We start from the raw sequence: 7,409 nt of genomic DNA, 5'->3' as shown, positions 1-7,409 counted from the left end.
GGCGGCCGGGCGCCCGGGCGGGGCGGGCTGGCCGCCGGCCGGGCCGGTGCGGACCGCCGGCTGCCGGGCCGGGGGATCGGCCAGCCAGCGCTCGATGGCCAGCCGGGCGGCGGGGGTGCGGGCGTGCGCCAGCCACTCGGGGGCGGGGCCGGAGGGCGGTCCGCCGCCGGCCGGGAGGGTCTCGGTGAGCACCGCGATCTGGTCGCCGTCCTCCAGCACGGTGGACAGCGCGGTGAGCCGCCCGTTGACCCGTGCGCCGATACATCGGTGGCCGGTCTCCTCGCCGAGCAGGTAGGCCGCGTCCACGCAGGTGGCACCGGCCCGCAGCTGAAGCGTTTCGCCGCTCTCCGTCACCACGGTGATCTCGCGGTCGCCGGCCAGGTCCGCGGTGAGCGCGGACCAGAAGGCGTCCGGGTCGGGCGTCTCCTGCTGCCACTCCAGCAGCCGGCTGAGCCAGCCCGGGCGGGCCGGGTCGGTGCGGTCCAGCTCGTCGGCGTCCTGGACGGCGCCGGCCGGGGACGGGTCCCCGAGCGCGACCACCCCGGTCTCGGCCACCTCGTGCATCCGCCGGGTGCGGACCAGCACCTCGACCACCGCGCCGCCGCTGAGCGCCACGGCGGTGTGCAGGGACTGGTAGAGGTTGAACTTGGGCGCGGCCACGAAGTCCTTGAACTCCCCGGGCAGCGGCGTCCAGCAGGTGTGCAGCTCGCCGAGCACGGCGTAGCAGTCGGCGTTCTCCTCGACCACCACCAGCAGCCGCCCGAAGTCGGCCGGCCGCGGCCCCTGCGGCCGGCCGTCCGGCCCGGGCACGGCGGCCCGCCGGAGCAGCACCCGGTGCAGCGAGACGCAGTGCCGGGGCCGGACGGTCACCTCGGCGGCCACCCCGCCCTCGGCCAGCTGGCGGGCCAGCTGCCGGGCGAAGGGCTCCAGCAGGGTGTCCGGCTCGGCCTCGTGACCGGTCATCAGGGCGCGGGTGCGGGCGTGCTCCTCGGGGTGCAGGGTGGCGAAGACGATGTCCTCCAGCTCCGCCTTGAGCACCTGGATGCCGAGCCGCTCGGCCAGCGGGATCAGCACGTCCCGGGTGACCTTGGCGATCCGCACCTGGCTGGCCGGCTTCATGTGCCGGATGGTGCGCATGTTGTGCAGCCGGTCGGCGAGCTTGATCACCATCACCCGGACGTCGTCCCCGGTGGCGACCAGCATCTTGCGGAAGGTCTCGGCCTCGGCGGCGGCCCCGAAGTCGACCTTCTCCAGCTTCGTCACCCCGTCGACCAGGTAGGCGACTTCGGGCCCGAACCCGGCGCCCACCTGGTCCAGCGTCAACTCGGTGTCCTCGACGGTGTCGTGGAGCAGCGAGGCGACCAGGGTGGTCGTCCCGGCGCCGAGTTGGGCCAGGATCATGGTGACGGCCAGCGGGTGGGTGATGTACGGCTCGCCGCTCTTGCGCTTCTGGCCGCGGTGGCTGGCCTCGGCGAGCCGGTAGGCCCGGGCGAGCAGGCCGAGGTCGGCCTGCGGATGGTGCCGGCGGTGGACCCGGACGAGCGGTTCCAGGGCGTCCGGCACGGGCGGCCGGCCGGTGGCGAGCAGGGCGGCCCGCCCGGCCCGGCCGAGGGCGGCCAGGCCGAGCTCCCCGAGGGGCCGCCTGGCCCCTCCCTGCCGTACGGTCGTCGGCTGCCCCAGGGGCTGCCCGGCTTCGATGGTCATCGGCACCTCCGGCAACGGTCGCCGGGCGCCGCCCCGTCCGAGGGGGTGATCTCGACACCCCTCCCCATGGGGTGATCGACCCGGTGGTCCATGCTACCGAGCAGAGCACGTTCCGCGACGCCCTGATTCCCGTCCGCGACCGGTATCACCCGATCGGGGGGATTCATCACCGAACGAATTGGGCAAACCGGGCTGCCGGCCCCCGGGCCTGTCGCCCCACGGACGCGGGTTCGAGGACGGGCCCCACCGGAGAGGGGCCCTAACGGACCGACTCCCACCAGCTCCCGTCCAGCCGGCCCTCGGCCACGATCACCGCCGGACCGGCCATCTCCACCCGGCCGTCCGGGTGCTCGGTGATGACCAGCCGGCCGCCCAGCACGTCCACGGTGTACGAGACCGCCTCGCCGGTGACCGCCGGGTCGGCGCCGTCCCGGCGGATGGCCGCCACCGCCACCGCGCACGCGCCGGTGCCGCAGGACCGGGTCTCGCCCGAGCCGCGCTCGTGCACCCGCATCGCGACGTGCCGCGGCCCGCGGTCCACCACGAACTCGACGTTGACGCCCTCCGGGTAGGCGTCCGCCGGGCTGGTGAGCGGCGCGGTGTACAGGTCCCCGGCGTGCTCCAGGCTCTCCACGAAGGCCACCGCGTGCGGGTTGCCCATGTTGACGTTCAGGGCCGGCCAGCGCCGCTCGCCGACCGCGACCTCGATGCCGTCCGGCCCGGGCAGCCGGGCCCGGCCCATGTCGATGGTGACGTCGCCGGGCGTGCCGTCCGCGGCGGCCCCGGCGACCTTCGCGGTGAGCACCCCGGAGCGGGTGGCGACGGCCAGTGCGCCCGGCTCGGCCAGTCCGGCCTCGACCAGGAAGCGGGCGAAGACCCGCAGGCCGTTGCCGCACATCTCGGCGACGCTGCCGTCCGAGTTGCGGTAGTCCATGAACCACTCGGCCCGGTCGGCCATCGCCGCGGCGGCCGGGTCGGCGGCGGCGCGCACCACGCGCAGCAGCCCGTCCCCGCCGATGCCGGCCCGCCGGTCGCACAGCGCGGCGACGGTCTCGGGACCGATCTCCAGCGCGCCGTCCGGGTCCGGGACGATGACGAAGTCGTTCTGGGTGCCGTGGCCCTTGAAGAAGGGGATGCCGACCTGCTGGGGGGAGGATGCGCTCACCCCTCCGATGGTACTGAGCCGCCGGGAGGCGCTCAGCGCAGGTAGGCGACCCGCCAGACCGCGAGCGCGCAGGCGGCCAGCGCGATCAGGGTGTAGACCGCGATCGCCTTCCAGCCGGCCCGCTGCCCGGAGCCCCGTCGCGGCAGCCCCGGCCACGTGTAGCCGGCGTGCCGGGCGGCCATCGCGCCCCAGCCCATCGAGGCGGCGGTGAACAGCAGCCCGAGCATCCCGACCATGGTGGCGCGCGCCCCGGCCGAGCCGAAGGCGAGCGGGAAGGCGAACATCAGCGAGCCGAGGGTGCCCAGCAGGGCGATCGGCAGCGTCTGCCACCAGCGCAGCCGGCGCAGCGGGCGGATCTCCCGTTCGTGCACCGCGCCGCCGGGCGGGGTGCGGGTGTCCAGGGCGGGCACCGCGGCCGCGTAGGAGGTCGGCGCCTCCAGGCCGGTCAGCACGGGCAGGTCGCCCATCGTCGACTCGTCGAACTCCTCGGCCGGTACGGTGACGCTCCCGCCCTGGCCGGATTCGGGGCCGGTACCCGTCGACACACGGCCTCCCCTGACAGTTCGACACGAGCGGACTCGCGGCCGGGCACGGCCGGCCCGTTCGGTCGACCCCTACGGCATCGATGATGGCATGTCCAGAGGGGCGTTCCGGGCCTGACCGGGGTCGACGGGTGATCCGTGGCCATCACGTGATCGGCCCGTGACCGCCGGTTCGTCCTGCACGGTCGCCTGCGCGCGCAGGTGCACCGCCGGATTGGCCGGAAACCCTTCCTACGCGGCCGGAACTCCCTGACGGTCGATCAGTTCCAGGGAGCGTTCCAGCAGCTCGACGGGGTCGGTGCCGGCCGGCCGGGAGAGCCAGTGGATCCGGTCGTCGCGGCGGAACCAGGACTCCTGGCGGCGGGCGAAGCGCTTGGTGGCCCGGACGGTCTCGGCCCGGGCCTCGTCCTCGGTGCACCCGCCGGCGAAGTGGTCGAGCACCTGCTGGTAGCCGAGCGCCCGGGAGGCGGTCCTGCCCTCCCGCAGTCCGACCTTCTCCAGCTCCCGCACCTCGTCCAGCAGTCCGGCCTCCCACATCCGGTCGACCCGCAGCGCGATCCGCTCGTCCAGCTCGGGGCGCGGCACGGCGACGCCGATCTGCACCGCCTCGTAGACGGCGGTGTTGCTCGGCAGGTTGGCGGTGAACGGCTGCCCGGTGATCTCGATGACCTCCAGGGCGCGGACGATCCGCCGCCCGTTGCCGGTCAGGATCGCCTCGGCGGCCGCCGGGTCCAGCTCGGCCAGCCGCCGGTGCAGCGCGTACGGGCCGGCCTGCTCCAGCTCGGCCTCCAGCCGGGCCCGCACCGTCGCGTCGGTGCCCGGGAACTCCATCTCGTCGATCGCCGCCCGGACGTACAGCCCGGAGCCGCCGACCAGGACGGGCGTGCGGCCGGCGGCGAGCAGCCGGTCGATCTCGGCCCGGGCCAGCCGCTGGTACTCGGCGACGCTGGCGGCCTCGGTGACGTCCCAGACGTCCATCAGGTGGTGCGGCACTCCCCCGCGCTCCTCCATCGTGAGCTTGGCGGTGCCGATGTCCATGCCCCGGTACAGCTGCATCGAGTCGGTGTTGATCACCTCGCCGTCGAGACTGCGGGCGATGGCGACGGCCAGGTCGGACTTGCCGGCGGCGGTCGCGCCGACGATCGAGATGACGCGCGGGGTACGGGAGCTGCTCACCGCTCCAGTCTCGCAAAACGGCCGGGCGCCCGCGGACCGGGCTGCCACCCGCCCGCGACTGCGCGAGGATATGACTGTTTCCCGGACACTTTCCGGCCGTTTCCCCGGTTGGGCCGGTTTGCGAACGCTTTGCCGAGCCCGGTCGTTGTGCGGGGAACAGCGGATGAAGGAGATCGCCATGGGTCTGATGGACAACCTCAAGGGCAAGGCCGAGGAGCTCAAGGACAAGGCCAGCGAGTTCGCCGGCAAGCACAGCGACCAGATCGAGAAGGCCGTGGACAAGGCCGGCGGCGCGATCGACAAGGCGACCAAGGGCAAGTACAGCGACAAGATCGAGCACGGCGCCGGCAAGGCCAAGGGCGCGGTCGGCGACTTCGCCCACAAGCCGAAGCCCGGCGACGAGGAGCAGCCCCCGCAGGCCCCGCGGTCCTGACCCGCAGGCCTGCCCCGCCGACTTGCTAGGACCAGGACGCCACGAAGTACCCGACCCCGTACGGCGCGTCCTGGTAGCCCAGCCGCCCGGTGAGGCCGGCGCCCTGCGCGGCGCCGGCCAGCACCTGCCAGGGCGCCCGGCCGTCGGCCTTGAGCTCGGCGGCCAGGCCCGGGTCCAGTGCGGCCAGGGCGGGCAGGTCGGCCGTGCCCAGGGCGGCGGCCAGCGCGGTGTCGAAGCCCTCGGCCCGCTCGTCCAGGTAGCCGGGCGCCTTCACCGAGCGGCAGGCGCTGCCGTCGCCGAGCACCAGCAGGGCGACCCGGTCGGCGAGCCCGGCCAGGCCCTGGCCGAGGCCGAGCATGCGGTCGGCGGGGGCGTCGGCGGGCACCGCGCAGGCGTGCGTGGGCAGGCCCACCCCGGCGCGCTCCAGCAGCCAGGCGCCGACGGTCAGCGAGGGGGCCAGCTCGGGCCCCTCGACCCGCTCGCCGGGCAGCTTGGCGACCAGCGGCACCCCGTAGCGGTGGAAGGAGCCGGCCCCGCCCTCGGTCCACACCTCGGCCGCCGGCCCGGTGCCGACCACCACGACCAGCTGCGGTCCGGCCGCGACCAGCGCCGCGAGCGCCTCGTCGCAGGCCGCGCGCAGGCCGTCCAGCTCGGGCGCGGCCCCGGCGGCGACCTCGGGGACGAGCAGCGGCGGACAGGGGCACACGGCGGCGGCTACCAGCATGCGGATCACTCTAGCCAACGACGACGGCGGCCCGGCGGGAGTGGATCCTCCCGTCAGGCCGCCGTACCGGGCACGGTGTCAGTCGCCGCAGCAGGCCCCGCCCGCCGGCGCGGCCAGTGGCAGCTCCGCCGGGGCGCCGATCTTCGGCAGGCCGAGCAGCACGCCGGCCGGCTTGGCGGCGGGCGCGGCCTGGCGCTTCTCCCAGGCGTCGCCGGCCCGGGTGCGGCGCACCGCGAGCGCGGGGCCCTCGGCGAGCAGGTGGTGCGGGGCGGCGTAGGTGATCTCGACGGTCACCGTGTCGCCGGGGCGCACCGGCTCCTCGGGCTTGGTGAAGTGCACGAGCCGGTTGTCGGGGGCGCGGCCGGAGAGCCGCCGGGTCTGGTCGTCCTTCTTGCCCTCGCCCTCGGCGACCAGGATCTCCAGGGTCCGCCCGACCTGCTTCTTGTTCTCCTCCCAGGAGATCTCCTCCTGGAGGGCGATCAGCCGGTCGTAGCGGGCCTGCACGACCTCCTTCGGCACCTGGTCCGCCATCTCCGCGGCGGGGGTGCCGGGGCGCTTGGAGTACTGGAAGGTGAAGGCGTTGGTGAAGCGGGCCTCGCGGACGACGTGCATCGTCTCCTCGAAGTCCTCCTCGGTCTCGCCGGGGAAGCCCACGATGATGTCGGTGGAGATCGCCGCGTCGGGCATCGCCTCGCGGACCTTCCGGATGATCCCGAGGAAACGCTCCTGCCGGTAGGAGCGGCGCATCGCCTTGAGGACGCGGTCCGAGCCGGACTGCAGCGGCATGTGCAGCTGGTGCATCACGTTCGGGGTCTCGGCCATCGCGGCGATCACGTCGTCGGTGAAGTCGCGCGGGTGCGGCGAGGTGAAGCGGATCCGCTCCAGGCCCTCGATCTGGCCGGCGGCGCGCAGCAGCTTGGAGAAGGCCTCGCGGTCGCCCAGGTCGGAGCCGTAGGCGTTGACGTTCTGGCCGAGCAGGGTCACCTCGATGACGCCCTCGCCCACCAGCGCCTCGATCTCGGCGAGGACGTCGCCGGGACGGCGGTCCTCCTCCTTGCCGCGCAGCGCGGGGACGATGCAGAAGGTGCAGGTGTTGTTGCAGCCGACCGAGATGGCGACCCAGGCGGCGTACGCGGATTCGCGGCGGGTCGGCAGGGTGGAGGGGAAGGTCTCCAGCGACTCCAGGATCTCGACCTGGGCCTTGCGCTCGACCGCGGCCCGCTCCAGCAGCGCCGGCAGGTGGCCGATGTTGTGGGTGCCGAAGACCACGTCGACCCAGGGGGCGCGCTTGACGATGGTCTCGCGGTCCTTCTGGGCCAGGCAGCCGCCGACGGCGATCTGCATGCCCTTGTGGCGGGTCTTGACCGGCGCGAGCTGGCCGAGGTTGCCGTACAGCTTGTTGTCGGCGTTCTCGCGCACCGCGCAGGTGTTGAACACCACCAGGTCCGGGTCGCCCTCGGGCCCGGCCTTGACGTACCCCGCGTCCTCCAGCAGGCCGGACAGCCGCTCGGAGTCGTGGACGTTCATCTGACAGCCGTGCGTGACGACCTTGTAGCTCTTCAATCCGCTCTCACCGCTCACCAGACCAGGGTACGGGCAGCGGCGAAGGGCTTTTCCCGGAGCTTCCACCACCCGTTCCCCTCCCGTTCGGCCGGAGCGCCTGGC

7 protein-coding genes are annotated in these 7,409 nt (G+C 74.3%); 1 reads left to right on the top strand and 6 read right to left on the bottom strand.

Features of this window, described 5'->3' with window-relative positions:
* The 4 genes from ACWDCZ_RS29340 to miaA all read right to left on the bottom strand — a co-directional run.
* On the bottom strand, window positions 1–1,704 hold a 1,704-nt coding region (locus ACWDCZ_RS29340; RefSeq protein ID WP_449817397.1), incomplete at its 3' end, for a RelA/SpoT family protein.
* A 259-nt stretch (window positions 1,705–1,963) separates the two neighbouring features.
* Window positions 1,964–2,869, bottom strand: coding sequence for a diaminopimelate epimerase (gene dapF, locus ACWDCZ_RS29335; protein WP_449817396.1), 906 nt, complete (start codon window positions 2,867–2,869; stop codon window positions 1,964–1,966).
* A gap of 32 nt (window positions 2,870–2,901) precedes the next feature.
* A complete protein-coding gene (locus ACWDCZ_RS29330) occupies window positions 2,902–3,414 on the bottom strand; it encodes a hypothetical protein (RefSeq protein WP_049658893.1) in 513 nt (170 codons plus the stop codon).
* Window positions 3,415–3,642: 228 nt separating this feature from the next.
* The gene (gene miaA, locus ACWDCZ_RS29325) at window positions 3,643–4,587 is read right to left on the bottom strand and encodes a tRNA (adenosine(37)-N6)-dimethylallyltransferase MiaA (protein ID WP_449817395.1); all 945 of its coding nucleotides are present in this window, start codon (window positions 4,585–4,587) and stop codon (window positions 3,643–3,645) included.
* A gap of 163 nt (window positions 4,588–4,750) precedes the next feature.
* On the opposite strand from miaA, the gene ACWDCZ_RS29320 reads away from it, so the two are divergent.
* Window positions 4,751–5,020: an antitoxin gene (locus tag ACWDCZ_RS29320; protein WP_241853171.1), complete on the top strand. Its 270-nt coding sequence runs from the start codon at window positions 4,751–4,753 to the stop codon at window positions 5,018–5,020.
* 25 nt (window positions 5,021–5,045) lie between these two features.
* Here ACWDCZ_RS29320 and ACWDCZ_RS29315 read toward each other — a convergent pair whose 3' ends face one another.
* Window positions 5,046–5,744: a class III extradiol dioxygenase subunit B-like domain-containing protein gene (locus ACWDCZ_RS29315; RefSeq protein WP_117489707.1), complete on the bottom strand. Its 699-nt coding sequence runs from the start codon at window positions 5,742–5,744 to the stop codon at window positions 5,046–5,048.
* A gap of 78 nt (window positions 5,745–5,822) precedes the next feature.
* Complete coding sequence (gene miaB, locus ACWDCZ_RS29310) at window positions 5,823–7,325, bottom strand: tRNA (N6-isopentenyl adenosine(37)-C2)-methylthiotransferase MiaB (RefSeq protein ID WP_255357448.1); 1,503 nt, start codon at window positions 7,323–7,325, stop codon at window positions 5,823–5,825.
* Window positions 7,326–7,409 lie beyond the last annotated feature (84 nt).

This window comes from Kitasatospora sp. NPDC001225, assembly GCF_053597855.1.
Note: the sequence above shows the minus strand (reverse complement) of the source record. Positions and strands in the feature narration are given on the sequence as shown.

Coding starts and splice junctions, on each gene's coding strand:
- ACWDCZ_RS29315 (WP_117489707.1), bottom strand. CDS start 5,744: ATGCTGGTAGCCGCCGCCGTGTGCCCCTGTCCGCCGCTGCTCGTCCCC.
- ACWDCZ_RS29320 (WP_241853171.1), top strand. CDS start 4,751: ATGAAGGAGATCGCCATGGGTCTGATGGACAACCTCAAGGGCAAGGCC.